The organism is Leclercia sp. LSNIH1 (assembly GCF_002902985.1).
Taxonomy (GTDB): domain Bacteria; phylum Pseudomonadota; class Gammaproteobacteria; order Enterobacterales; family Enterobacteriaceae; genus Enterobacter.
Map to the genome: position 1 here is coordinate 611,816 of NZ_CP026167.1, position 23,087 is coordinate 634,902.

Annotated in this window: 23 protein-coding genes and 2 pseudogenes; 9 read left to right on the forward strand and 16 right to left on the reverse strand. The window is 56.9% G+C overall.

The window, feature by feature from the left end:
- Positions 1-47 precede the first annotated feature (47 nt).
- The 9 genes from C2U54_RS03245 to ftsY all read right to left on the reverse strand — a co-directional run bounded on the left by C2U54_RS03245 (position 48) and on the right by ftsY (position 10,020).
- Entirely contained in the window at positions 48-899 is an 852-nt protein-coding gene (locus C2U54_RS03245) for a DUF7916 family protein (RefSeq protein ID WP_103177358.1), read from the reverse strand.
- A 4-nt stretch (positions 900-903) separates the two neighbouring features.
- Positions 904-1,938, reverse strand: a complete 1,035-nt coding sequence (locus tag C2U54_RS03250; protein WP_103177359.1) for an oxidoreductase — start codon at positions 1,936-1,938, stop codon at positions 904-906.
- 9 nt (positions 1,939-1,947) lie between these two features.
- Positions 1,948-3,648, reverse strand: coding sequence for a PTS transporter subunit EIIC (locus C2U54_RS03255; protein WP_103177360.1), 1,701 nt, complete (start codon positions 3,646-3,648; stop codon positions 1,948-1,950).
- On the reverse strand, positions 3,645-3,818 hold the full coding sequence (locus C2U54_RS27145; protein ID WP_139156308.1) for a PTS lactose/cellobiose transporter subunit IIA: 174 nt from the start codon (positions 3,816-3,818) through the stop codon (positions 3,645-3,647). Before C2U54_RS27145 ends, C2U54_RS03255 begins: the two co-directional genes overlap by 4 nt.
- 498 nt (positions 3,819-4,316) lie before the next feature.
- Positions 4,317-5,414, reverse strand: coding sequence for a branched-chain amino acid ABC transporter substrate-binding protein (locus C2U54_RS03260; RefSeq protein ID WP_103177361.1), 1,098 nt, complete (start codon positions 5,412-5,414; stop codon positions 4,317-4,319).
- A gap of 297 nt (positions 5,415-5,711) precedes the next feature.
- Complete coding sequence (gene rpoH, locus C2U54_RS03265) at positions 5,712-6,569, reverse strand: RNA polymerase sigma factor RpoH (protein WP_032614938.1); 858 nt, start codon at positions 6,567-6,569, stop codon at positions 5,712-5,714.
- A 253-nt stretch (positions 6,570-6,822) separates the two neighbouring features.
- Positions 6,823-7,881 carry a permease-like cell division protein FtsX gene (gene ftsX / locus C2U54_RS03270; protein WP_103177362.1) on the reverse strand — a complete coding sequence of 353 codons (1,059 nt, stop codon included), beginning with the start codon at positions 7,879-7,881 and terminating at the stop codon, positions 6,823-6,825.
- Positions 7,874-8,539 carry a cell division ATP-binding protein FtsE gene (gene ftsE / locus C2U54_RS03275; protein WP_103177363.1) on the reverse strand — a complete coding sequence of 222 codons (666 nt, stop codon included), beginning with the start codon at positions 8,537-8,539 and terminating at the stop codon, positions 7,874-7,876. The genes ftsX and ftsE overlap by 8 nt, the downstream gene beginning before the upstream one ends.
- A gap of 2 nt (positions 8,540-8,541) precedes the next feature.
- Entirely contained in the window at positions 8,542-10,020 is a 1,479-nt protein-coding gene (gene ftsY / locus C2U54_RS03280; RefSeq protein WP_103177364.1) for a signal recognition particle-docking protein FtsY, read from the reverse strand.
- A 137-nt stretch (positions 10,021-10,157) separates the two neighbouring features.
- On the opposite strand from ftsY, the gene rsmD reads away from it, so the two are divergent.
- Positions 10,158-10,760 carry a 16S rRNA (guanine(966)-N(2))-methyltransferase gene (rsmD, locus tag C2U54_RS03285; RefSeq protein ID WP_103177365.1) on the forward strand — a complete coding sequence of 201 codons (603 nt, stop codon included), beginning with the start codon at positions 10,158-10,160 and terminating at the stop codon, positions 10,758-10,760.
- Positions 10,744-11,025, forward strand: coding sequence for a DUF1145 family protein (locus tag C2U54_RS03290; RefSeq protein ID WP_103177366.1), 282 nt, complete (start codon positions 10,744-10,746; stop codon positions 11,023-11,025). The genes rsmD and C2U54_RS03290 overlap by 17 nt, the downstream gene beginning before the upstream one ends.
- A 63-nt stretch (positions 11,026-11,088) precedes the next feature.
- Here C2U54_RS03290 and C2U54_RS03295 read toward each other — a convergent pair whose 3' ends face one another.
- Complete coding sequence (locus C2U54_RS03295) at positions 11,089-11,448, reverse strand: DUF2500 domain-containing protein (RefSeq protein WP_103177367.1); 360 nt, start codon at positions 11,446-11,448, stop codon at positions 11,089-11,091.
- 127 nt (positions 11,449-11,575) lie between these two features.
- Here C2U54_RS03295 and C2U54_RS03300 point away from each other — a divergent pair, with 127 nt between their 5' ends.
- A complete protein-coding gene (locus C2U54_RS03300; RefSeq protein ID WP_103177368.1) occupies positions 11,576-12,202 on the forward strand; it encodes a lysoplasmalogenase in 627 nt (208 codons plus the stop codon).
- A 72-nt stretch (positions 12,203-12,274) separates the two neighbouring features.
- On the forward strand, positions 12,275-14,461 hold the full coding sequence (gene zntA / locus C2U54_RS03305; RefSeq protein ID WP_103177369.1) for a Zn(II)/Cd(II)/Pb(II) translocating P-type ATPase ZntA: 2,187 nt from the start codon (positions 12,275-12,277) through the stop codon (positions 14,459-14,461).
- A gap of 81 nt (positions 14,462-14,542) precedes the next feature.
- Here zntA and C2U54_RS03310 read toward each other — a convergent pair whose 3' ends face one another.
- The 4 genes from C2U54_RS03310 to tusA form a co-directional block, all read right to left on the reverse strand.
- Positions 14,543-15,829 (reverse strand): TRAP transporter large permease, encoded by a 1,287-nt coding sequence (locus C2U54_RS03310; protein WP_103177370.1) that lies wholly within the window; start codon positions 15,827-15,829, stop codon positions 14,543-14,545.
- Positions 15,830-15,839: 10 nt separating this feature from the next.
- Positions 15,840-16,349: a TRAP transporter small permease gene (locus C2U54_RS03315; RefSeq protein WP_103177371.1), complete on the reverse strand. Its 510-nt coding sequence runs from the start codon at positions 16,347-16,349 to the stop codon at positions 15,840-15,842.
- Between the two features lie 12 nt (positions 16,350-16,361).
- Complete coding sequence (locus C2U54_RS03320) at positions 16,362-17,333, reverse strand: TRAP transporter substrate-binding protein (RefSeq protein WP_103177372.1); 972 nt, start codon at positions 17,331-17,333, stop codon at positions 16,362-16,364.
- 259 nt (positions 17,334-17,592) lie between these two features.
- Positions 17,593-17,835, reverse strand: coding sequence for a sulfurtransferase TusA (tusA, locus tag C2U54_RS03325; protein ID WP_103177373.1), 243 nt, complete (start codon positions 17,833-17,835; stop codon positions 17,593-17,595).
- A gap of 167 nt (positions 17,836-18,002) precedes the next feature.
- Between tusA and C2U54_RS03330 the strand changes: the two genes are divergently transcribed.
- Both C2U54_RS03330 and C2U54_RS03335 read left to right on the forward strand, forming a co-directional pair.
- Entirely contained in the window at positions 18,003-18,668 is a 666-nt protein-coding gene (locus tag C2U54_RS03330; protein WP_103177374.1) for a 7-cyano-7-deazaguanine/7-aminomethyl-7-deazaguanine transporter, read from the forward strand.
- A 72-nt stretch (positions 18,669-18,740) separates the two neighbouring features.
- Positions 18,741-19,298 carry a DcrB family lipoprotein gene (locus tag C2U54_RS03335; protein ID WP_103177375.1) on the forward strand — a complete coding sequence of 186 codons (558 nt, stop codon included), beginning with the start codon at positions 18,741-18,743 and terminating at the stop codon, positions 19,296-19,298.
- A 4-nt stretch (positions 19,299-19,302) separates the two neighbouring features.
- Here the strand turns inward: C2U54_RS03335 and C2U54_RS03340 are convergent.
- Positions 19,303-20,542, reverse strand: a pseudogene (locus C2U54_RS03340) (MFS transporter).
- Positions 20,543-20,650: 108 nt separating this feature from the next.
- Here C2U54_RS03340 and C2U54_RS03345 point away from each other — a divergent pair.
- From C2U54_RS03345 to acpT, 3 genes and pseudogenes are all read left to right on the forward strand, one after another.
- Positions 20,651-21,724 carry an AI-2E family transporter gene (locus C2U54_RS03345; RefSeq protein ID WP_103177377.1) on the forward strand — a complete coding sequence of 358 codons (1,074 nt, stop codon included), beginning with the start codon at positions 20,651-20,653 and terminating at the stop codon, positions 21,722-21,724.
- Positions 21,725-21,748: 24 nt separating this feature from the next.
- Positions 21,749-21,937 (forward strand): annotated as a pseudogene (locus C2U54_RS03350) (beta-ketoacyl-ACP synthase); the annotation flags it as partial.
- 2 nt (positions 21,938-21,939) lie between these two features.
- Positions 21,940-22,521, forward strand: coding sequence for a 4'-phosphopantetheinyl transferase AcpT (acpT, locus tag C2U54_RS03355; protein ID WP_103177378.1), 582 nt, complete (start codon positions 21,940-21,942; stop codon positions 22,519-22,521).
- A 5-nt stretch (positions 22,522-22,526) separates the two neighbouring features.
- Here acpT and C2U54_RS03360 read toward each other — a convergent pair whose 3' ends face one another.
- Positions 22,527-23,033: a phenolic acid decarboxylase gene (locus C2U54_RS03360; protein WP_103177379.1), complete on the reverse strand. Its 507-nt coding sequence runs from the start codon at positions 23,031-23,033 to the stop codon at positions 22,527-22,529.
- Between the last annotated feature and the right edge of the window lie 54 nt (positions 23,034-23,087).

Here is a 23,087-nt window from a genome sequence, read left to right on the forward strand (position 1 = left end):
CTATAAACATAGGCCTGTTATACTATAAATACAGGTAGATAGAAATCTCAACGCCTTATAGATGAGGCCATTCGAACCCAGGTGTGCCTCTTTCCTCTTACGGCAATCGACAGGCGGTAAATCGCTTCCGGGTCGGCTATTCCCGCGCAGCCAGCATCCCCAAAGCTATGGATGTCGCTGCCGCAGCGCTTGCTGGCAAGACCAATCTGGCTCACCGTTGCGCCGTCTGCCCCCTCCTGACTGGTACTGATGGTGGTGATAGCCAGCGCACCCGCCAGGTGTACGGCATCAACGATCGCGCTCACCTCCCCCTCACGGCTCCCCTGACAGGTTCCTGGTGCGGGGATCACTACCGCGTGGGCGCCCGCCGCCGCGTACTCCGCATATTCCGCCGCCGCCATCAGCCCCCGGGCGCTGAACTTTGCCACCATGATAAAGCCAGGGAAGTGCGCCTTCGCAAGGCTTATCGCCTGAAGCATGCTGTGCCGATCCACCCCCGGCTTGTCGTAGCCGGTCAGGCAGAGGAAATCCGCACCCTGCACCTGTTCAAGCGCGTGCCGCGACAGGCTGCGCGGGTTATCGGCGTCGTTTTCGGGCGTCACCTCAAGGCTGACGCCCACCAGCCTGCCGGTAAGGGCTTTGACCTGCTCAATTCCCCCCGCCACGGGCGCTCCGGCGACCACATGGGTGGCGGTATTGTATCCCTTGAGCAGAACCATATCGGCACCAAACGCCGCCACCAGCTCGGCATTGGTGACGTCCGGGTAGAGTGGCGGGGTTTCCGCCGCCACTTCGGCGAGCACGACCCGCCCCTCAGAGGCGCGAATAGCCGCCACTAACTCTTCTGCTTCAGACTGACGCTGAAAATCGGATGCCCGACAATTTAATATCCGTTTCATAGTATTAATCCAAATCGATAACGAAAGGCGTGGCGCGACTAAAACCGCCCTCAAGTATTTCCAGGTTGGTCAACATATCCTGCTCGCTGACGTAATTGGCGGCACCGTTCATTATGGTGTCGTAGAGCGCGTCATACACCCGGCCATAATCGCCGCGCACCGCAGGCACCTCGCGCTTAACCGTCTGCTGCTCCTCATTCAGATATTCAATAATGCCCGGCTGGTTATTGGCACAAAATGTCGGGTGGTCCGGCATGATATTCTCTTTCAGGTAACTCTCCTGCTGGTCGATCTGCATCTGAATAAAGGAGCCGCGGGTGCCGTGAACGATAAATCGCGGATAGGGCGTCATCACCAGATGGCTGGTTTTAATGATCGCCTTCAGGTCGTCGTAATAGAGCTGGGCTTCAAAGGTATCGTCGGGATTTTGCTTCAGCCGCAGGCTACGGATGTCATAGGCTACCTGGCGCGGCCGGCCAAACAGCGCCAGCATCTGGTCAAGGGTGTGGATCCCAAGGCCATAAAATGCGCCGTTGAAGGGGTGGTTAACCTGCGGCTGCGCCTCGGGGCGGAAATAGTCGAAGTGGCTCTCAATTTCCACGATATCCCCGAGCAGGCCGCTCTTAATTACCTGCTGCACGGTCAGGAAACAGGAGTCGAAGCGGCGGTTCTGAAACGGCGTGACGGTGACGCCGTGCTGCTTCGCCAGCGCCAGCAGCGTCTTCGCCTCGTCCAGCGTGGTGGTGAACGGCTTCTCGACCATGACGTTTTTGCCGTGCTCGATACAGGCCTTTGCCCAGGAATAGTGGCTGTCCGGGTGGGTGCAGATAACCACCAGGCGGATGGTGTCATCCGTAAGGATCTCGTTAACGTCACGGGTAAAAGTAATTCCGCGGTATTGCGGCCGGGACTCAATCTCCGGCTTAGCGACAATATCGTAAATCGTTTTCACACGATATTTATCGTTGCGGATCAGGACGTAGGGCAAATGGTAGCGGGTAGCACTTTTACCAAAGCCAATAAATGCGCAATTAATCATATAACTTCCTTATTTTAACAACGTGACGGCATGCTCAATGAGCGCCTGACCATCCATATTTGAAAAATGCTGCGGGTTAACCCGCGCCACGAGGCAGCGATCTCCTGCCGTTTCCCGAACGTTGCTTTCCATATAGGTAAGCTGCGGCGAGAGGAGTATCAGGTCAGCTTTTTGCACGGTTTCTTCGAGGTTGCCGATATGGGTGGCGCTAATCGACGCGGTACAGTGGATGCTCTCTGCATATTGCCGCATCTTTTTTGCCACCAGCGAGGTGGACATGCCCTCGTTACACACCAGCACGATGGTTTTATTGTCCAGCGGGTGGGCCTCGCCCTCGCGCAGCGGCTGCGCGATTGCCGGTTCTGGCTGAGGATCTGCTGGCGGCGTCGTGGCGATGGTCTCGATGACCTGCTGCGCTTTTTTCGCGCTGATTGAGCGCTCATAGGCCAGCAGGAAGGGAAGGTAAATCACGACCCCAACCCCAATCAGGATAATTTGCAGCACCACGTTGCGCAGATCGCCCCCCGATCCCAGCCAGCCGGAAAGCAAAGGCGGTACCGACCAGGGCACGTAGGCGACAATATGCGATACCCAGCCCCAGGCGGTGGCGTAATAGGCGATGATAAAGTTTATCTGCGGGTAGAAAATAAACGGGATCATCATCAGCGGGTTGAGGATCACCGGTAGGCCAAAAATCACCGGCTCGTTGATATTAAACACCCCAGGGGCAATCACCGTTCTGGCGAACTTTTTATGGCTGCTCATGCGGCTGCGCAGCAGGATCGCCAGCAACAGCGCCAGCGTTGAACCCGTTCCGCCCATGTGACCATACAGGTCGCGAAACGGCAGCACGATAATGTGCGGCGGCGGCAGGCCAGCGGCGAAGGCGGCCATGTTCTCCTGCATGGCGACCAGCAGCGGCGGCTCCAGTACCGGGTTGATAATACCTGAGGGATGAATACCCAGCGAAAACAGCAAGTTCGTCAGGGTGGTTAAGGTAATAAAGCCCGGCAGGCTGGTGGTCAGATGGACCAGCGGCTTTTGCACCAGGGTCTGGATCAGCGCAAACAGCTCGGTATGCGTCAGGCTGGTAATGGCAAAGGTGGCGACGGAGAAGAAAGCCACGGTGATCATGATGGCAGACAGGGCGTTAAACGACTGCTGCACCATAGGAGGCACCTCCTCTCCCAGCGAGATCCGCAGCGCCGGGGAGCCGGAGATCTTCAGAAAAATGCTGGTAGAGAGAAAGGCGCACAGAATCGCCAGAAATACCCCACCCGCGTTGGTCTGCGCGTAGGGCACCACGCCCGTCACACTCACCGTCTCGCCGGTGGCAGCGGTAACGGAGGCGGTGACCGGCATCAGCACAAAAAAGCAGGCCAGCGAAACCATCGCGGCAATGATCGGGCTTTCGAACTTACGCTTGCTGGCCAGCGAATAGGCCACCAGCACCGCCAGCATAATGGACAAAATGTTCATGGTGCCGTTCAGCGCCCGCTCGCCGATCCCCCGCCACTGCACCATGGTGTCGGCAGAGAGCACGTGACGCATAAAGCCGTTGGTATCAAGAAAGACGTAGTTGACCATAATAAAAAGCCCGGCCAACACTAAAAACGGGATAGCGATAATAAAGCTGTCGCGCAGGCTGCGCAGATGCACCTGGCCAGCCAGTTTTTGCGAAAAACCGGCTATCGTATCTAAAACCGTCATGATCTGCCTTCCGCTCTGTTCTGGTGGACCTTTTTCGCCCCGGCTAACAGACGCTGCACCTGATCATGATCCTGTCGTTTCGCCCCCTGAAGCGCAGCGAAAGCCAGGCTGTTGCAGCTGCCGGCATGGGTAATCAGCCCCGTAATCATTCCTTCGTAATTTTCTGGCATAGGTATTCTCCCTTTATGCAAAACCCCTGTTTTTGTGCAGAGCGGCAATAAGTTATTCGCGGATAAATGCCATTTGGGCGCAGGCGGGCCAAACGCTATCGGCAAAGCGATATTGTCTATTATCCTCAGCAATTATTTATTGTCGTAATAAGCGGCAAATATAAGACTTTAACAGAAAAATATTTAAAGCGCAGTTGCACGCCGTAGCGGTCGTCGGAATCATTGCCGTCGCGCTGCAAGTTATATACATCCGATTGTATTAACGAGCTGTATATATCAAAATAAATTTTTAAAGTTATCCATATATAAAACGTTATCCATCAGCCTGCAATAGCGACATATTAAAACTATATAGTTTTAAAAAATAAGGTATATGATCACATTTTATGAGATTAGAAAGAGGGAATAGCAGCGAGCACTAAGCGGCGGGGATGATGCCAGAGGAGAGAATTCGAGAAGATAAGAAAAGGGCGAGCGTTTCATCGCTCGCCCTGAGGATTATTTGGCGTCGGTCGCCGTACCGTTGGCATGCCAGTCAAACACGCCGAATTCAAAGCCTTTCAGGTCGCCTTTCTCATCCCAGGAGAGCGGCCCCATTACGGTTTCAACGGAGTTCGCTTTCAGCCAGGTAGCGATGTCAGCCGGTTCAGCGGACTGATTCAGGCCCGCCTGCAGGGTTTGCAGCGCCGCGTAGGTGGTCCAGACGAAGGCACCGCTTGGATCCTGTTTCTTCGCCTTGATGGCGTCTACGATCGGTTTGTTGGCAGGAACCTGGTCGTAGTTCTTCGGCTTGGTCACCAGCAGGCCTTCAGCAGATTCACCGGCGATGTTAGACAGGGAGACGTTCGCCACCCCTTCCGGACCCATGAACTGCGTTTTCAGACCGGCAGCGCGAGACTGACGCAGGATCTGGCCCATCTCCGGGTGATAACCCCCGTAGTAAACGAAATCGATGTTCTCTTTCTTCAGGCGCGCCACCAGAGTAGAGAAATCTTTCTCACCGGCAGTGATACCGTCGAAGAAGACCACGTTAGCGTTCGCTTTTTTCAGGTTGTCCTGCACGGAACGCGCCAGGCCTTCACCGTACTGCTGCTTGTCATGGACAATGGCGATACGCTTCGGCTTCACTTTCTCAACGATATATTTCGCTGCGGTTGGGCCCTGGTCAGAGTCCAGCCCGGTGGTACGCATGACCATCTTATAGCCACGGGAGGTCAGCTCCGGCGCGGTAGCCGCTGGGGTGATCATCAGAATGCCTTCGTCTTCGTAGATGTCAGACGCGGGCTGCGTGGAAGAGGAGCAGAGGTGGCCGATAACGTATTTGATGCCGTCATTCACCACTTTGTTGGCAATCGCAACCGCTTGTTTCGGGTCGCAGGCATCATCATATTTTACGATCTGCAGTTTTTCGCCTTTGATGCCGCCCTTGGCATTAATGTCGGCAACTGCCTGCTCTGCACCAGTGAATTCCTGGTCGCCGTACTGGGCTACCGGACCGGACATTGCGCCGACAACGGCCACTTTGATATCAGCCTGAGCGGTGCCGAAAGCCAACGCGATACATCCTGCCAGTAAGGCTTTACCCTTCATATTCATCCTGAGAATCCCCATTGTGATGGTTATTGTGTTTGTTGTGATGTTGTTTTTTGGCGCTTTATTTCAATTATGCGTCTGCCGTGCGCGCCTTTTCAGCATACTCTGCTAAAACATACCCCATTTTTATCGAATTGGAATAGCTATTTTGTAATGTATATAAGGTAAGCGAGGCTTTAACGAGTCAGCACACGGCATCAGGTAACTGTTTGCCAGGAGGGGAGTATTTGCCAGTACGGGCGCTAAAAAAACAAAACCCCCGAATTTGCATTCGAGGGTTATCGGGTAACTTCGCGAGGATTACGCTTCGATAGCGGCGCGAAGTTTTTTCATGGCGTTCTTTTCCAGCTGACGCACACGTTCAGCGGAGACACCATAGCGGTCGGCCAGCTCCTGCAGGGTGGACTTGTTGTCTTCGTCCAGCCAGCGGGCACGGATGATATCCTGGCTACGCTCGTCAAGGCCTTCCATTGCATAGGTCAGCTTGTTGGCGGCCTGCTCCTCCCAGTTATCATCTTCAATGCCGTCGGCAAAGTTAGATGACTTATCCTGCAGATAGAGGACCGGGGCCATCGGCTGGCTGTCGGAGGCATCGTCGTCAGAGGACATATCAAAGGTCATGTCCTGCGCGGCCATCCGCGATTCCATCTCACGCACGTCTTTGCTGGAGACGCCCAGCTCGCGGGCAACCATTTCCACTTCGTCCTGGTTGAACCAGCCCAGACGCTGCTTGGTTTTACGCAGGTTAAAGAACAGTTTACGCTGTGCTTTGGTGGTGGCGACCTTCACGATACGCCAGTTACGCAGCACGTATTCGTGGATTTCCGCTTTGATCCAGTGCACAGCAAAGGAGACCAGACGCACACCCACTTCCGGGTTGAAGCGACGCACCGCCTTCATCAGGCCAATGTTACCTTCCTGGATCAGGTCTGCCTGCGGCAGGCCGTAGCCCGCGTAATTACGAGCAACGTGAACAACAAAGCGCAGGTGAGACAGGATCAGCGTCTTAGCTGCTTCCAGATCGCCCTGGTAATGCAGCTTTTCAGCAAGCTCCTTTTCTTCCTCGGCCGTCAACATCGGCCAGGTGTTAGCGGCCCGGATGTAAGATTCCAGGTTACCAACAGGGGCTAAAGCTAAAGTTTGCATTTCTTTGGTCATTCATTCCTCTCAATCAATTTTTCTGGCGGCGGTTAGTCCCCATCAGGCAACGAACATGCCAGAATTAATGAGCAACGAGAATATCACTCACTCTTTTATCAGACAGTGATTTTATCCACAAGTTCCGAGTGAAACTGTGAATAAATTACGCACAAAATGTGACGTGAAGATGATGATGCGGGTCAGAGTCAACGAAAGGCTCTTTCCCTGCACGGTGATTCTCAATGCAGGGAAAGATTATACCAGAGATTTTTTAGTCAGGGGTAAAGTGACGTAAATGTTGCACGGTTGCTAACCAGGCCGCTATCCAGCCGATCATCGAGCAAACCAGCAGCAATAAGAGGCACTCGTCAAAGGATAAACCGCTGATATTAAACTTAGTTCCAAAAACCTGCGCCACTTCGGTTACCGCGGCGGAAAGTCGCATCACCAAAATTTCTGACAAAATCAGTGAAAGAAATGCACCGGCAAAACCGAGCAGTGCGCCGCCATACAGGAACGGACGCAGGATGAAGCCATCGGTGGCGCCGATCAGCTTCTGTACGTTAATGGTGTCGCGACGGGCAAAGATGCTCAGGCGCACGCTGTTGCCGATAACGAGGAACACCGCCGCTACCATCAGCACGCCGATCATCGCCGCAACGCGCCCCACAAGGCCCGTCAGCGCCGTCAGACGGGCGAACCAGCTGTCGTCCATCCGCACCTCATCAATGCCGTGAATACGGGAGACGCGATCGCGCAGGGTGTTTAGCGACTCGGTGCCCTGGAAATCGAGTTTTGGGATCACCACCGCCACCGCAGGCAGAGGGTTCTCTTCCAGCATATCCAGCGCGCCGCCAAACCCGGACCAGTTACGGAACTCGCCCAGCGCGTCTTCCCGCGACAGGTAGTTCACCTTCTCAACCCCCTGCTCGGCCTGTAGCTGACCCACAACCTGGGCAGCGGCGTTATCGTCGAGGGATTTATCGAGATAAACGGTGATCTGCGGAGAAGGATAGTACTGCGACGCCGCCTGATTAACGTTTTTATAGACCATGTAGCAGACGCTGGGCAGGGTCAGGGAGATGGCGATCACCATGACCGTCAGGAAGGTGGCGAACGGTTTGCTTTTCAGATCCTGCAGTGCGCCCTGGAAGGCGTAACGCACCTGCTCGTTAAACACGTTGGTTTTGCGCGAGTTGGGTCTTGGCGCGGATTTGCTGCGCTTCGGCGCATTGCGGTTGCCCTCTCCCGGGCCGCCTGCCGATTTACGAAAACGGTCAAGTTTGCTGCCAAACTGCCGCATCTGGTTCATTGCGTCACGCTTATTCACCGAGGCCTCCGTGCAAATGACCGTCGCTGAGCGTCAGCATGCGGTACGAACGACGAGCAATCAGCCCCATGTCGTGCGTCGCCATCAGTACTGTCACCCCCACGCGGTTAAACTCCTCAAACAGACGCAGGATCCCTTCGGAAAGGGCGTCGTCCAGGTTACCGGTCGGTTCATCCGCCAGCAGCACCGCCGGTTTGTTCACCACCGCGCGGGCAATGCCCACGCGCTGCTGTTCACCGCCGGAAAGCTGGATAGGGAAGTTCTTCGCTTTGTCCAGCAGCCCGACCTTATCCAGCGCCGCCGATACGCGACGACGAATATCATCCCCGCTGGCGCCCGCGATAATCAGCGGGATCGCCACGTTGTCGAAGACCGTGCGGTCCATCAGCAGATGGTGATCCTGGAAAATCATACCGATCTGCCGACGCAGAAACGGCACTTCGCGGTTTTTCAGGCGGCTGATGTCGTGGCCACTGAACCAGATTTTCCCGGCGCTTGGCCGTTCGATCCCACAGATAAGCTTGAGCAGGGTACTTTTCCCCGCGCCGGAGTGGCCGGTCAGAAATGCCATCTCGCCCGGCTGCAGGTGGAATGTCACTCCCTGCAGCGCTTGTCTCCCACCGAGATAGGCCTTGCTGACGTGTTCAAAGCGAATCATTGTTAATCCTCTCGGGCAAAAAGTGCCTCAATAAAGTCGCCCGATTTAAACGGACGTAAATCTTCGATACGTTCGCCAACACCAATGTAGCGGATAGGAATACCAAACTGATCCGCTACCGAGAAGATCACCCCGCCTTTCGCGGTGCCATCCAGCTTGGTCAGCGTGATCCCGGTCAGCCCTACCGCTTCATGGAACAGCTTCGCCTGGCTGATGGCGTTCTGTCCGGTGCTGGCATCAATAGTCAGCATAATTTCATGCGGTGCATCTTCGTCCAGCTTTTTCATCACGCGGACGATCTTCTTCAGCTCTTCCATCAGGTGCGATTTATTCTGCAGACGCCCTGCGGTATCGGCAATCAGGACATCAACATTGCGCGCTTTCGCCGCCTGAATCGCATCGAAAATTACCGATGCGGAGTCTGCGCCGGTGTGCTGGGCAATCACCGGAATATTGTTGCGCTGGCCCCACACCTGCAGCTGCTCAACGGCGGCGGCACGGAAGGTATCCCCCGCGGCCAGCATCACCGATTTACCTTGCTGTTCAAACTGACGCGCCAGCTTGCCGATAGTGGTGGTTTTACCCACGCCGTTAACGCCCACCATCAGAATAACAAAAGGCATTTTGCCTTCAATATTAAGCGGTTCGTCAACTTTTGCGAGGATTTCACCCATCTCTTCTTTCAGCAGGCCGTAGAGCGCTTCGGCATCGCGCAGCTGTTTACGGCTGGCGCTCTCCGTCAGGCTGCTGATGATTTTGCGGGTGGTTTCCACGCCAACATCGGCAATCAGGAGCTGTTCTTCCAGCTCTTCAAAGAGATCATCATCGATTTTCTTGCCGCGGAACAGACTGATAAATCCGGAACCGAGGTTCTCTTTGGTTTTGATCAGGCTGCGTTTCAGGCGCGCAAAGAAACCTTCTTTGGTCGGCTTTTCCTGCTCCTGAACAATCTCTTCAACCGGCTCGTTCTCGTCGGCGACCGGGACAACCATCACCGCCTCTTCTGCCGCCTCAGCCGCCAGCGCCTGCGCTTCAAGCTCTTCGTCGCTGATCGTCTCTTCTTCGGTTTCTGGCAAATACTCTTCCGGGATCGCCTCTTTACTCTCTTCAGCGATCTCTTCCGGCAGCGGTAATTCTTCATGCTCGACAGCCTGCGGCGGGACCGCCTCCGCGACCGGCTCGACAATCTCCTCGACCGCGACAGGTTCTGGCTCAACGGCGACAGGCTCCGGTTCAACCGGCTGCGGTTTTTCACGCTCCTGAACCTGCTCTGTGACCTCAACCACCTCTTCAGCAAAGGCTTCAGTCTCTTGCGGGCTGTGGGTGCGCGCTTCTGCTTCTACGTCAGCGACGGTTTCAACAGGGGTTTCAGGCTGCGGCTGTTCTGCGCTCTGTTGTTCTTCGTTCTGCTGCTCGGTTTCCTGCTCTTTTTGACCAAATCCCAGCCAGGAAAAGAAGCCACGTTTTTTCTCTTTTGCCATCTGCGACTACACCCCTCGCGGTTAATTACTGGCGCTATATACATGGAAGCTAAAAAAATGATGAAATAGTTTATCACTTAACTTAACGCACATCACCGCCTGCAAACGCAGGCCGTACGAGTGACCTGAGCAACAATATGAAGAAACCCAACCGTGCTGCCGCGGGCCAAATTCGCATTATCGGTGGTCAGTGGCGTGGCCGTAAACTTCCCGTCCCGGACAGCCCCGGCCTGCGCCCGACCACCGACCGCGTCCGTGAGACGCTGTTTAACTGGCTGGCACCTTCAATGGTAGATGCCCGTTGCCTGGACTGCTTCGCCGGAAGCGGCGCGCTCGGCCTTGAAGCCCTTTCACGCTACGCCGCCAGCGCCACGCTGCTGGAGATGGATCGCAGCGTCGCCCAGCAGTTGCAGCAAAACCTGGTGACGCTGAAAGCGGCGCACGCCCGCGTCGTTAACACCAACACCCTCGCGTTTCTGGCCCAGGCGGGCACCCCGCACGATGTAGTATTTGTCGATCCGCCGTTTCGCAAAGGGCTGCTGGAAGAGACGCTGTCGCTGCTGGAAAACAACGGCTGGCTGGCGGATGATGCGCTAATCTACGTCGAGAGCGAGGTAGAAAACGGTTTACCGCCGGTGCCCGCCCACTGGGATCTGCACCGGGAGAAAGTAGCCGGACAGGTCGCCTATCGTCTTTATCACCGTCAATCACAAGGAGAGACTGATGCCGGTACTGATTAATCTGGGTCGTTTGCTGATGCTGGGGGTCTGGGCATTTTTGCTCCTCAACCTCGTCCACCCGTTCCCACGCCCGATGAACATTTTTGTTAACGTGGCGCTGATTTTTACCTCGTTTATGCATGCCCTGCAGATGGTGATGCTAAAAAACGGCTTACCGAAAGACGGTCCGCAGATGACCGGCTGGCAGCAGGCCCGCGTCTTTATCTTCGGCGTGTTTGAGCTGCTGGTGTGGATGAAGAAATTTAAAGCGCAGGCGAAGAAGTAACCTGCGGCCTTCTGCCCGGTGGCGCTGCGCTTACCGGGCCTACGTTTCGTGCGGGCTGGCTGACTACGGCGCCGGATCAAACCCCTCAAACCGTGACCCCTTGTAACGCAACGTTCCTTTATCCCCCACCGTCAGCTGATGGTACTGCTTCTCGTCGAGGCGAAAGGTCATCTCCAGACCGCCGCTTTCCGGCTTAAAGCTCGCTTCATAGCGCATGCTGGTGCCGGCAGGCGTAACCTGCTGCTGACGCGATCGACGATCGTTTAGCGCTTTTTCCCGTTTATTGCTCACCACCACCCGCTTTTGCAGCAGCGGCGCGGCGTCGTTATCGGCCTTTTCCCGACGCTGCTGCACAAAGCGAAATGACGCGGCAACGACGATAATTGCCAGAACGATAATAAAAAAGAGCGGCATCTTGCTCATTAGACAATCCTTAAGACCAGGCTGAAATCAGGATAGCGTGCCACGCTGTGCATTGCTATTGGCCCGTCTGCACCACTACACTGAAGTGAAACTGTTTATTCAACAATAACAGATACAGGGACTTAATATGCTTTGGTCATTTATCGCTGTCTGTTTCTCCGCATGGCTGTATGTCGATGCGTCCTACCGCGGCCCTGCCTGGCAGCGCTGGCTGTTTAAACCCGTCACCCTCCTGCTGCTACTGCTGCTGGCCTGGCAGGCGCCGATGTTCAACGCCATCAGCTACCTGGTGCTCGCAGGGCTCTGCGCATCGCTGGTGGGCGATGCCCTGACCCTGCTGCCGCGCCAGCGCCTGCTCTATGCCGTGGGGGCGTTTTTCTTATCGCATCTGCTCTACACCATCTATTTCGCCAGCCAGATGACGCTCTCCTTCTTCTGGCCGCTGCCGCTGGCGCTGCTGGTCGTTGGCGCGGTGCTGATAGCGGTGGTCTGGACGCGTCTGGAGGAGATGCGCTGGCCAATCTGTACGTTTATCGCCATGACGCTGGTGATGGTGTGGCTGGCAGGTGAGCTGTGGTTCTTCCGTCCGACGGCCCCGGCGCTGTCGGCTTTCGTGGGGGCCACGCTCCTGCTGCTGAGCAATATTGTCTGGCTGGGCAGTCATTACCGTCGCCGTTTCCGCGCCGATAATGCCATTGCCGCCGCCTGCTATTTTGCCGGGCACTTCCTGATCGTGCGTTCGCTCTATATTTAACGCTTGACTCTGGAGTCGACTCCAGAGTGTATGCTGCGGTTAATGAGAAAATTATCATTGCCGGAGAGTGCCATGTCGACTCCAGAAACACCGAAAAAAGTGCCGCAGTTCGCGGCGCTTAAACTCGCCCCCCTTCCTGCTAAAGAGGCCTGTTGTAGCGTGGATCACACTCCACCGCAGGCCGAAACCGTGCTGCCTGCCGAGGGCGAGCGTTACAGCTGGGTGGTCAATGGCATGGACTGCGCCGCCTGCGCGCGCAAAGTGGAAAACGCCGTTCGCCAGGTGGCGGGGGTGAACCATGTCCAGGTGCTGTTTGCCACGCAAAAGCTGCTGGTTGATGCCGCAAGCAACGTCAGCGGCCAGGTCGAGGCCGCGGTAGTGAAGGCAGGCTACACGCTGCGCAATGAAAACGCGCCGGTCGAAAAATCCTCCATGCTGCGCGATAACCTCCCGCTCCTCACGCTGATAGTGTTGATGGCCCTGAGCTGGGGTCTGGCGCAGGTTAACCCTCCCCTCGGCAATATCGCCTTTATCGCCACCACGCTGGTCGGGCTCTGGCCGGTGGCCCGTCAGGCGCTGCGTCTGATGAAGAGCGGCAGTTGGTTCGCCATTGAGACGCTGATGAGCGTCGCCGCCATCGGGGCGCTGTTTATCGGTGCCACGGCGGAAGCGGCGATGGTGCTGCTGCTGTTTTTAACCGGCGAACGGCTGGAGGGCTGGGCGGCGAGCCGGGCGCGCAAAGGGGTGAGCGCGCTGATGGCGCTGAAACCGGAAACCGCCACGCAGATAATCAACGGCGAGCGCAAAACGGTGCCCATTGCCGGGCTGCGCCCGGGGGATGTGATCGAAGTCGCCGCTGGTGGACGCCTGCCCGCCGACGGGACGCTGCTTACCGCCGCCGCCAGCTTTGATGAAAGCGCCCTCACCGGCGAGTCCATCCCGGTCGATCGCACCGCGGGCGAAAAGGTGCTAGCGGGAGCCACCAGCGTCGATCGTCTGGTCGAGCTGACGGTCTTGTCGGAGCCGGGCGAGAGCGCCATCGACCGCATCCTGAAGCTGATTGAAGAGGCGGAAGCGCGCCGCGCCCCGGTGGAGCGCTTTATCGACCGCTTCAGCCGCCTCTATACCCCGGTGATTATGCTCATCGCCCTGCTGGTTGCTGTAGTGCCACCGCTGCTGTTCAGCGCGCCCTGGGAGGGCTGGATCTACAAGGGGCTGACCCTGCTGCTGATTGGCTGTCCATGTGCGCTGGTGATCTCGACGCCAGCGGCGATCACCTCCGGGCTGGCAGCCGCAGCGCGACGTGGCGCGTTGATTAAGGGCGGCGCGGCGCTGGAGCAGCTGGCGCAGGTGCAGCGGGTGGCCTTCGATAAAACCGGTACCCTGACGGTCGGCAAACCTCAGGTGACGGGCATTTATCCGCTCGACAACAGCGAAAACGCCCTGCTGGCGCTGGCGGCGGCGGTAGAGCAGGGTTCCACCCACCCGCTGGCGCAGGCGATTGTGCGTGAAGCAAAAGCTCGCGGGCTGACGATTGCGGCGGCGACCGCGCAGCGGGCGCTAATGGGCTCCGGGATTGAAGCCGAGGTCGCGGGCAGTAAAGTGCTGATTTGCGCCGCGGATAAATTCCCTGCCCCGCACCTGGCGGTGCAAATCACTACCCTGGAGCAGGCCGGACAGACGGTGGTGACGGTGGTTCAGGAGGGCGTGGCCAAGGGACTTATTACGCTGCGCGACACCCTGCGGGATGATGCGAAAGAGGCCGTGCAGGCCCTGCATCAGCTGGGGATCAAAGGTGTGATTCTCACCGGGGATAACCCGCGCGCCGCCGCGGCCATTGCCGGCGAACTGGGGCTGGATTTCCGGGCGGGGCTGCTGCCCGCCGATAAAGTGCAGGCGGTGACGGCGCTGAATGACACCGCGCCGCTGGCGATGGTAGGAGACGGTATTAACGACGCCCCGGCAATGAAGGCGGCAACCCTTGGCATTGCAATGGGCAGTGGCACCGATGTGGCGCTGGAGACCGCCGACGCGGCCCTCACCCACAACCGCCTGAGCGGGCTGGCGCAGATGATCAGCCTCGCGCGCGCCACCCGCGCCAATATCCGGCAGAATATTACTATCGCGCTGGGGTTGAAGGGAATTTTCCTGCTGACCACCCTGCTGGGCATGACGGGATTATGGCTGGCGGTGCTGGCGGATACCGGGGCGACGGTGCTGGTGACGGCCAACGCGCTGCGGTTATTGCGCCAGAGGTAAGAAAAAGCCCGGTGGCGGCTGCGCCTTACCGGGCCTACGATTTTCCAGGCCGGGCAAGCGCAGCGCCGCCCGGCCCCATCGTTACTGCATTCCCAACGTGTGCGGCAACCACAGCGATATTGCCGGAATGTAGGTCACCATCCCTAACACTATCAGCAGCATGGCATAGAACGGCAGCATCTCCTTCACTACGGCTTCGATCTTCTGCTTGCTCACCGCGCTGGCGACAAACAGCACCGAGCCTACCGGCGGGGTAATCAGGCCGATCCCGAGGTTAACCATCATGATCATGCCGAAGTGCACCGGATCGATACCCAGGGCGTTGGTCACCGGCAGCAGGACCGGCGTCAGGATCAGGATGATCGGCGCCATGTCCATCAGGGTGCCAATCAGCAGCAGCATGATGTTGAGGTACATCAGAATGACGTACTTGTTATCCGACAGCGACGTAAAGAATGCGGTGATGCGCATCGGCAGCTGCATGTAGGTCATCACCGCGCCAAAGGCCGCGGCAAAGCCAATCAGGATCATCACGATGGTGACCGTTTTGACCGTGCGGCACATCAGCTTCGGCAGCTCGTTCCACTTATAGTCGCGATAGATAAACATGGTGACGAAGAAGGCCCACAGGCAGGCGACCGCCGCAGACTCCGTTGCGGTAAAGATACCCGACAGGATCCCGCCGAGAATAATCACCACCGTCATCAGGCCCCACAGCGCATCCAGCATGGTTTTTAACGCCTGCTTGAACGGAATGCGCTCCCCTTTCGGGTAGCCGCGCTTGCGCGCGAAGCATAAACAGAGCGCCATCAGCCCCATGCCCAGCAGCAGACCCGGCAGTACGCCCGCGATAAACAGCGTGGCGATAGAGACCGTGCCGCCTGCCGCCAGGGAGTAGATCACCGAGTTGTGGCTCGGCGGGATCAGAATCGCCTGCACAGAGCCGCTGGCGGTGACCGCCGCCGCATATTCGCGCGGATAGCCCTTCTTCTCCATCTCCGGGATCATCACGGTCCCGATGGAGGCGGTATCCGCCACCGAGGAGCCGGAAATAGCGCCGAAAAAGGTCGAAGCGACGATATTCACCAGCGACAGCCCGCCGCGAATAAAGCCGACAAAGATATAGGCGAAGTTAACCAGCCGCCGGGCAATGCCCCCTTCCGCCATGATCGCCCCCGCGAGGATAAAGAACGGGATCGCCAGCAGGGTAAATTTGTTCACCCCGCTGGTGATTTGGATCATTAATGCTTCCAGCGGCAGATCAATCCACAGCGCGCCAGCCACGGCGCTTAAGCCGACGGCAAAGGCCACCGGCATCCCCAGCGCCAGCAGAATGGCGAGGGTGAATAACAAAACAAAGGCATCCATTGTTCACCCCTTAACTGTGGTTGCCGATCAGCACGACCGGGCGACTTTCCTGAGAGCCAAACAGCAGGCGCTCAAGCACAAACAGGATCAAAATCGCCGACCCCACCGGCAGCGGCAGATAACTTTCGCCGGAGGTCAGGATCGGAAACTCCGCGACCGGCTGGTCCCAGAGTTCAATGCACAGCAGGTAGCTGTACCAGAACATGATGCCGGAGATGACCAGCATCAGCAGATCCACCACCCGTGCGCAGACCGTTTTCAGTGAGTCTGGCAATCTGTCTGTGAGCATGTTCACCGCAATATGTGAGCCGGCGCGGTAGCTCACCGCCGCGCCGATAAAGGTGAACGTCACCATGCAGATAATGGCAATCGGCTCCGGCCACGACTCACCGCGGTTGAGTACGTAGCGCGAAAAGATGCCAATCGGGATAACGATGGTCATCACCAGCAGCGACAGCCCGGCAATGGCCATCGCCAGCAGGTAGAGACGGTCCATCCATTTCAGATAGAGTTCGGACATAAATACTCCGGCTTACTTAACGTCAGCGATGGCTTTCATCAGATCCTGATGTTTTTCACCATACTGGGCGCGCACCGGCTCGGTCGCTTTGACGAACACCGCCTTGTCGATGTCGTGGAACTGCACGCCGCCCGCCTTCATCTTCGCCAGCGCTTCGTCGTTGTAGGCCTGCCACAGCTTACGCTGCTCCATCTGCGCTTCACGGGCCAGGGTCTTAATTTTTTCCTGCTCGTCGGCGCTCAGCTTGTCCCACTTCACTTTGGAGTAGAGCAGCATTTCCGGAGTGATAAAGTGGCCGCTCAGGGTGTAGTTTTTGGCCACCGGCATGTAGTTGTGGGCGATATAGGTCGGTGGGTTATTCTCAGCGCCGTCGATAACGCCGGTCTGCATGCCGCTGTAGACTTCACTTACCCCCATCGCCACCGAGTTGGCGCCCATATCTTTCAACGTCGCCAGCGCCACCGGGCTGCCCTGAACGCGGATTTTCTTACCTTTCAAATCTTCCGGTTTAACAATCGGATCTTTGGTGATCAGGTTACGGGTGCCGGAGTCCATCCAGCCGAGGAAGACCAGCTTCGATTTCGGGTTCGCCGTCAGTTTTTCGCCGATCTGCTTACCGATGTCGCCGTCGATCACTTTGTGCATATGGTCTTCATCGCGGAATACATACGGCAGGGTAAAGACTTCGATATCCGGCAGGATGGCCGCAACCGGCGCCATGGAGACGCGGATCATATCGATGGCGCCCATCTGCGCCTGCTCAATCATCTGCTTTTCATCACCCAGTACGCCGCCAGGGAAGACTTTGATCTCCAGCTTGCCGTCGGTTTGTTGTTTAAGTTTTTCACCCATATGCTCCACCGCCACCACGTTCGGGTAGCCTTCAGGATGCACATCAGCAGCTTTAATGGTTTGAGCAGAGACAGAGGCAGCAAAAGCAGACAGACACAGAGCGGCCAGCAACGGCTTGATGGTCGTTTTCATTGAGTCAACTCCAGGGTATGAGGTAAGCGTTGGAACGGCGTTTTAGTTTTCAGCTTCAAAACTAGCCTAAGGCCTGGAAAACGAGGGTGAAGCGCCTCACAAAAAAGCGCTAAAATTTGAAACAATGGTTCAAATTGGTGATGGAGTTCAAACGAATGGCCTTTCAGGCCCGTGCAGGAGGGCGTGCCGGAGGGCGGCTACGCCTTACCCGGCCTACGCGTAGGCCCGTGCAAGCGCAGCGCCGCCGGGCAAAATGGCATTAGCCTTTGCGGATCAGATAGCGATAGGGCAGCGAGGCGGTTTCCTGTGCCAGCAGCTCATGTTCCATAAAGGTACAAAAGCCGGGAATATCGCGGGTGGTGGCCGGATCGTCGGCAATAATTAATAGCGTCTCGCCGGTTTGCATCGTGCGCACGGTTTTGCGCACCATCATCACCGGTTCCGGGCAGCGCAGGCCCTGGGCGTCAAGAGTATGGTCTGGGCTGGAAAACAGATCGGTCATCGTCGTCTCGTTCAGATAAAAAACGGCAGTAGTTTACGCCCCAGGCCGGGCAAAGCAAACCAGGTTAACGATTGCGTAAAAATTAGCCGTTGCAAAGCACAATGAAAGCAGTATGATGCGGCCGGTTTATTGGGTTCCCTCACCCCAACTCTTAAAAAGGTCACAATATGACGCAGTTCTCTCAATCGCAGCGCGTAAAAGCGTTGTTCTGGCTTTCGCTTTTCCATCTGCTGGTGATTACCTCCAGTAACTACCTGGTACAGCTGCCGATCTCCATTTTTGGTTTTCATACCACCTGGGGCGCGTTCAGTTTCCCGTTTATCTTCCTTGCGACCGATCTTACCGTCCGTATCTTTGGCGCACCGCTCGCCCGACGCATTATTTTTGCCGTCATGCTTCCGGCGCTATTTGTGTCATACGGGATCTCCTCGCTGTTCTATATGGGAAGCTGGCAGGGCTTTGAGGCGCTGACGCACTTTAACCTTTTTGTCGCCCGTATCGCCGCCGCCAGCTTTATGGCCTATGCGCTGGGGCAGATCCTCGACGTGCATGTCTTTAACCGCCTGCGCCAGAACCATCTCTGGTGGATGGCGCCGACCGCCTCCACGCTGTTTGGCAACGTCAGCGATACGCTGGCCTTTTTCTTTATCGCCTTCTGGCGCAGCCCGGATGCGTTTATGGCCGAACACTGGATGGAAATTGCCCTCGTGGATTACGCCTTCAAGGTGCTTATCAGCCTGGTCTTCTTCCTGCCGATGTACGGCGTACTGCTGAATATGTTGCTGAAAAGATTCGAGGATAAATCTGAAATTTCAGCATTACGGGCAGGTTAAAGGTTCCCCTGAACAGTTGTGATAAGATGGATTGATGCGCCGTTATGGCCGTTTATCGAAAGGAAGAATGTAATGCGCAATCTGGTTAAATATGTCGGGATTGGCCTGCTGGTGATGGGGCTTGCCGCTTGTGATAACAGCGACACGAAAGCACCTGCTCAGGCTGCGTCTGCGGAAAGCAACGCCACGGGTCAGCCGGTCAGCCTGATGGATGGCAAACTCAGTTTCTCACTGCCCGCGGATATGACCGATCAGAGCGGCAAGCTGGGTACGCAGGCGAACAATATGCACGTCTATTCCGATGCCACCGGGCAGAAAGCGGTGATTGTGATCGTCGGCGACGACACCAGTGAAGACCTGGGCGTGCTGGCGAAACGTCTGGAAGATCAGCAGCGCAGCCGCGACCCGCAGCTGCAGGTGGTCACCAACAAAGCCATCGATCTGAAAGGCCACACCCTGCAACAGCTGGACAGCATTATCTCTGCCAAAGGCCAGACCGCTTACTCATCCGTGGTGCTGGGTAAAGTGGACAACAAGCTGCTGACCCTGCAGATCACGCTGCCTGCTGACGACCAGCAGAAAGCGCAAACTGCCGCAGAGAACATCATCAATACCCTGGTGATTCAGTAAGTCATCACGATGAAATGGCCTCCTCCGGAGGCCATTTTTTTAGCCGCCACGTCAGCAGTAACGCCACCGCCACCAACCCCGCCGCCGCCAGATAGATAACCGGTACCCCGGCCCACGCCATCACCAGCCCGGCCAGCGGCCCGGTCACCCCCAGCGACATATCCATAAACACCGTATAGGTCGCCAGCGCCGCCCCCTGGTTCTGCTGCGGTACCGCTTTGACCGCCACCACCCCCAGCGCCGGGAAGACCAGCGAGAAGCCTGCCCCCGCAAGGAACACCCCGATCCGCGCCATCCACGGCGCCTCAGCGATGCCGGTCAGCAGCAGGCCGAGGATCTCAACGCTAAAGCAGATCATCGCCACGTTCAGTCCGCCCAGCCGGTTGATGCCGTTGGGGAACAGCAGGCGGGTGCCGACGAAGGCGCAGCTAAAGAGCGTCAGCGCGAAGGCCGCGCCGTCCCAGCCTTTATCGGCGTAAAACAGCGTAATGAAAGTGGCGATAACCCCAAAACCTGCCGAACCGAGCGCCAGCGCCATGCCGTAGGGCCAGACGCGCCCCAGCACCGTGCGAAACGGCATCGGCTTGCCTTTGCTGGCCTTCACTTTCGGACGTGGCAGGGCGAAGAGGATCGCCAGCAACGCCACCCCCATAATGGTCAACGCCAGCCCGCTCAGGCCGGTGTAGCGATAGCAGAGCACGCCAAGGGGCGCGCCCATCGCCATTGCGCCATAGGTGACGATGCCGTTCCAGGAGATCACCCGCCCGATGTGCGAAGCTCCCACTACCCCCACGCCCCACAGCGTTGAGCCCGTTCCGGCAAGGCTTTGTCCGATGCCTAAGATCACCCGGCCAAAACAGAGCAGCGCCAGGCTGACCACCGGCCAGGCGCTGGTCAACCCGGCCAGGAAATAGCTCACCCCGCTCAGGAAGCAGCCGCACAGCCCCAGCACCACAATGCTCTTGGGCCCGAACAGATCGGCATAGCGCCCGGCATAGGGGCGGCTTAACAGGGTGGCGAAGTATTGCAGGCTGATGACCAGACCCGCCCAGAAGGCGCTAAATCCCATGATGTCATGCACATAGCCCGGCAGGACGGCCAGCGGCAGGCCGATGGTCAGATAGCTGGCAAAGTTGAAAATCACGACGGAAACAATACGCAGGTTGAGGCGCAATCCACTCAGTGCCGGTTCGGCGGCAGGTTCGGGCATCAGGTTCACCAGAATTTTTACAACAGTGTTTCACTATTACCACGCCAGGGAGAGAAATGCAGCAGCGACTTTAAGATTAACGGCGTCAGCCGAAGCGCTGCGGGCGCACTACACTTAGGAGCATCTTATAAGAGGAATAATCATGATAATCACGCCGCCCGATAAAACGGGTCTTCCACCCGCTGATAAAGCGGGTCTCCATATTTTAATGAAGCTGGCCTGTCTGGTGGTGATCCTGGCAGGCATTCACGCCGCAGCAGATATTCTCGTTCAGCTATTGCTGGCGCTCTTTTTCGCCATCGTCCTTAACCCCCTCGTCACCTGGTTTTTGCGCCGGGGGGTAAGCCGCCCTGTTGCCATCACCATTGTCGTGGTGGTAATGCTGATTGGACTGACGGCGCTGTTTGGGGTGCTGGCGGCCTCGCTCAATGAATTTGCCGCCATGCTGCCGAAATACAACAAAGAGCTGACGCGCAAGATTGTCGATCTGCAGCAAATGTTCCCGTTCCTCAACCTGCACATCTCCCCGGAGCGGATGCTGAGACGGATGGACTCGGAAAAGGTGATGACCTTTGCCACCGCGCTGATGACTCAGCTTTCCGGGGCGATGGCCAGCATTTTGCTGCTGGTGATGACCGTGGTCTTTATGCTGTTTGAAGTGCGCCACGTGCCGTACAAGATGCGTTTTGCCCTCAATAATCCGCAGATCCATATCGCCGGTTTACACCGCGCCCTGAAGGGCGTGTCGCACTACCTGGCGCTGAAAACGCTGCTGAGTTTGTGGACCGGGGCCATTGTCTGGCTGGGGCTGACGCTGCTGGGGGTGCAGTTTGCCCTGATGTGGGGCGTGCTGGCCTTCCTGCTGAACTATGTGCCTAATATCGGCGCGGTGATCTCCGCCGTACCGCCGATGATCCAGGCGTTCCTGTTCAACGGTTTTTACGAATGCATGATGGTGGGGGCGCTATTCCTTATCGTCCACATGGTGCTGGGCAATATCGTTGAGCCGCGAATGATGGGCCACCGGCTGGGAATGTCCACTCTGGTGGTCTTCCTGTCGTTATTGATCTGGGGCTGGTTGCTCGGCCCGGTGGGGATGTTACTTTCCGTGCCGCTCACCAGCGTCTGTAAGATCTGGATGGAGACCACCCGGGGCGGCAGCAAACTGGCGATCCTGCTTGGGCCAGGCAGACCAAAAAGCAGGCTGCCGGGATAATCCCTGTACGCGCTGGAGGCGTGAATGAGCCCGCAGATGATGCGTGGGGGCGGGTTCGCGCCGACCATCAATTTAAGATAACCGGATGAGCAATGCGGCACGTTAGATTATATTATGGGTGAAGCCCGTCACATTGACTGCGAATATATTCAAAGTAATAACTTCGCGTTCGGCGGCATTAATACTTCCATAATCATTAAACGCTGGGCGTGACTATGTACCAGTTTCTTCTGGGAAAGATTTCTACCCTCAGCGCTGACTCTCTGGCGTCAGCGCTTTCTGAGCAGGCGCCGCAGGGCGCGCGCCGACTCCCCTGGCTGGCTGGCCGGGCGCTGCTCGCCCGGGCCTTATCGCCCGCCCCGGTACCGGAAATTGTCTTCGGTGAACAGGGCAAACCGGCCTTCGTCGATGCCAGACCCTATTGGTTTAACCTGAGCCACAGCGGGGACGATATCGCCCTGCTGTTAAGCGACGAAGGCGAAGTGGGCTGCGATATCGAAGTGATCCGTCCGCGGGATAACTGGCAGGCGCTGGCTAACGCCGTCTTTAGCCTCGCCGAACATGATGAGCTGGAGCGGGAGGCACCTGAGGCAAAACTGTCGGCCTTCTGGCGCATCTGGACGCGTAAAGAGGCGATCGTCAAACAGCGCGGCGGCAGCGCCTGGCAGATTGTCAGTATCGACAGCACCTTAAGATCGGCGCTCTGCGTCAGCCACTTTCAGCGCGGCGAACTCAGCCTTGCGGTCTGTACGCCAACGCCCTTCACCCTCCATAACGGCGCACTTCAGCTTCTGTAACCCGCTTATTTCAAATTATTCGGAAAGTCTGCCGGCAGCTCGCTGGCAGCACAGTCAATGACAGCATCGTTATTGGCACCGCAGTCGCGCACAAAGGTAATGGTGGCGAACTCATCAATGACCTCGGTTGGGTAGGCCGGGCCCGCCTCGCGATAAGAGACCATCAGCGGAATATGATCGTTCTGGAAGCAGACGGTTTTTTCCGGGTTATTCATCACCCAACGCGGGAAGAAGATCGTGCCGTGGAACAGCTTGTCGCCGAGGTTCACAATCAGGCTCACATCGGTACCGGTCGGTTCAGTCCACGAAATTTTATAAATACTCTCGCCCACACGAACGATATAAGCCTGCTGATCTTTTACCCAACGGTTTGCCACGATCCCGCTATGAATACGGTAGTCGAGCGTCTGCTCGTTTTTGACATAAATTTCGTAGTTCCAGCCGTTATCGTAGGTATATACCAAATGTTTGCCGACGAAACCGCTCAAATCATGTTTATCAAACTGGCTCATAATCTTTCTCCTCTGTTTCAATGAGCCCATCTTACGCCTGCAAAAATTGGATGA

Coding starts and splice junctions, on each gene's coding strand:
- C2U54_RS03245 (WP_103177358.1), bottom strand. CDS start 899: ATGAAACGGATATTAAATTGTCGGGCATCCGATTTTCAGCGTCAGTCT.
- C2U54_RS03250 (WP_103177359.1), bottom strand. CDS start 1,938: ATGATTAATTGCGCATTTATTGGCTTTGGTAAAAGTGCTACCCGCTAC.
- C2U54_RS03255 (WP_103177360.1), bottom strand. CDS start 3,648: ATGACGGTTTTAGATACGATAGCCGGTTTTTCGCAAAAACTGGCTGGC.
- C2U54_RS27145 (WP_139156308.1), bottom strand. CDS start 3,818: ATGCCAGAAAATTACGAAGGAATGATTACGGGGCTGATTACCCATGCC.
- C2U54_RS03260 (WP_103177361.1), bottom strand. CDS start 5,414: ATGAATATGAAGGGTAAAGCCTTACTGGCAGGATGTATCGCGTTGGCT.
- rpoH (WP_032614938.1), bottom strand. CDS start 6,569: ATGACCAAAGAAATGCAAACTTTAGCTTTAGCCCCTGTTGGTAACCTG.
- ftsE (WP_103177363.1), bottom strand. CDS start 8,539: ATGATTCGCTTTGAACACGTCAGCAAGGCCTATCTCGGTGGGAGACAA.
- ftsY (WP_103177364.1), bottom strand. CDS start 10,020: ATGGCAAAAGAGAAAAAACGTGGCTTCTTTTCCTGGCTGGGATTTGGT.
- rsmD (WP_103177365.1), top strand. CDS start 10,158: ATGAAGAAACCCAACCGTGCTGCCGCGGGCCAAATTCGCATTATCGGT.
- C2U54_RS03290 (WP_103177366.1), top strand. CDS start 10,744: ATGCCGGTACTGATTAATCTGGGTCGTTTGCTGATGCTGGGGGTCTGG.
- C2U54_RS03295 (WP_103177367.1), bottom strand. CDS start 11,448: ATGAGCAAGATGCCGCTCTTTTTTATTATCGTTCTGGCAATTATCGTC.
- C2U54_RS03300 (WP_103177368.1), top strand. CDS start 11,576: ATGCTTTGGTCATTTATCGCTGTCTGTTTCTCCGCATGGCTGTATGTC.
- zntA (WP_103177369.1), top strand. CDS start 12,275: ATGTCGACTCCAGAAACACCGAAAAAAGTGCCGCAGTTCGCGGCGCTT.
- C2U54_RS03310 (WP_103177370.1), bottom strand. CDS start 15,829: ATGGATGCCTTTGTTTTGTTATTCACCCTCGCCATTCTGCTGGCGCTG.
- C2U54_RS03315 (WP_103177371.1), bottom strand. CDS start 16,349: ATGTCCGAACTCTATCTGAAATGGATGGACCGTCTCTACCTGCTGGCG.
- C2U54_RS03320 (WP_103177372.1), bottom strand. CDS start 17,333: ATGAAAACGACCATCAAGCCGTTGCTGGCCGCTCTGTGTCTGTCTGCT.
- tusA (WP_103177373.1), bottom strand. CDS start 17,835: ATGACCGATCTGTTTTCCAGCCCAGACCATACTCTTGACGCCCAGGGC.
- C2U54_RS03330 (WP_103177374.1), top strand. CDS start 18,003: ATGACGCAGTTCTCTCAATCGCAGCGCGTAAAAGCGTTGTTCTGGCTT.
- C2U54_RS03335 (WP_103177375.1), top strand. CDS start 18,741: ATGCGCAATCTGGTTAAATATGTCGGGATTGGCCTGCTGGTGATGGGG.
- C2U54_RS03345 (WP_103177377.1), top strand. CDS start 20,651: ATGATAATCACGCCGCCCGATAAAACGGGTCTTCCACCCGCTGATAAA.
- acpT (WP_103177378.1), top strand. CDS start 21,940: ATGTACCAGTTTCTTCTGGGAAAGATTTCTACCCTCAGCGCTGACTCT.
- C2U54_RS03360 (WP_103177379.1), bottom strand. CDS start 23,033: ATGAGCCAGTTTGATAAACATGATTTGAGCGGTTTCGTCGGCAAACAT.